This window comes from Nonomuraea sp. NPDC050691 (assembly GCF_040654455.1).
Taxonomy (GTDB): Bacteria; Actinomycetota; Actinomycetes; order Streptosporangiales; family Streptosporangiaceae; genus Nonomuraea.
The window spans coordinates 1-1,021 of record NZ_JBFAIA010000390.1 but is presented as its reverse complement, the minus strand read 5'-3'; the positions used below and the strand labels follow the sequence as shown (position 1 = coordinate 1,021).

Genomic DNA, 1,021 nt, shown 5'->3' with positions numbered 1-1,021 from the left:
CTAGGAGCTGTTTCTTAGATCTGCTGACGGCCTCTGTCTGGCTTGCCACTCTTGGCGTATGGGTCGTGGTGATCTGACGAATGCCGAGTGGGAGCGGCTGGTGCCGTTACTGCCAGTCGGTGGCCTGCGTGGCGGTCGGTGGAACGATCACCGGATGGTGATCAACGGGGTGCTGTACCGGGCGCGGACCGGGTTGCCGTGGCGTGATCTGCCGGAGCGTTTCGGGTCGTGGGTGACCGTCTACAAACGGCACCGCCGCTGGTCAGCCGACGGAACGTGGCAGCGGCTGCTGACGGCGGTTCAGGCGGCCCAAGACGAGCAGGGACGAGTGGACTGGGACGTGTCGGTGGATTCGACCACCGTGCGAGCGCACCAGCACGCGGCCGGCGCGCTCCACGCAACCCCACCACCCCCGCCGTCGCCAGGCCGCCAAAAAGGGGACCCGGCGGGGACAAACCCGGGCGATCCGGTGCTGGCGGCTCTGGCGGCCCGGCTGGCGGAGGTGGTCCGGCTGGGGAGTGCTTAGGACGCTCACGCGGCGGGTTCACCACGAAGATCCACCTGTCGGCCGAGGGACGATGTCGTCCGCTGTCGCTCGTGCTGACGCCCGGCCACCACGGCGACAGCCCGCAGATGCGAGCGGTCCTGGAGCGGATACGCATCCCGCGGATCGGGCCGGGACGCCCCCGCACACGGCCCGACAGCGTCTCGGGCGACAAGGCCTACTCCTCTCGCGCCAACCGAAGCTACCTGCGCAGACGCAAGATCCGCCACACCATCCCTGAACCTCGTGACCAACAGGCCAACCGTCGCAGGCGCGGCTCGAGGGGAGGACGGCCGACCGGCTTCGACCCCGGTCGCTACAAGCAACGCAACGTCGTCGAGCGGGCGATCAACCGGCTCAAAAACTTCCGCGCGGTGGCCACCCGCTACGACAAGCGCGCCTACATCTTCCTGGGAACCGTCACCGTCGCCGCCTTGGCTATCTGGCTCCGGACCTGATCCAGGAAACAGCTCCTAG

1 protein-coding gene is annotated in these 1,021 nt (G+C 68.3%); it reads left to right on the top strand.

All coding sequences use genetic code 11. The annotated features are described in order from the left end of the window. Positions 1-58 precede the first annotated feature (58 nt). Positions 59-1,002 (top strand): IS5 family transposase gene (locus AB0H81_RS45000; RefSeq protein ID WP_358388808.1). Its coding sequence is split into 2 segments (ribosomal slippage): positions 59-388 and positions 391-1,002, totalling 942 coding nucleotides; the frame shifts between segments, so codons are not numbered across the junction. Positions 1,003-1,021 lie beyond the last annotated feature (19 nt).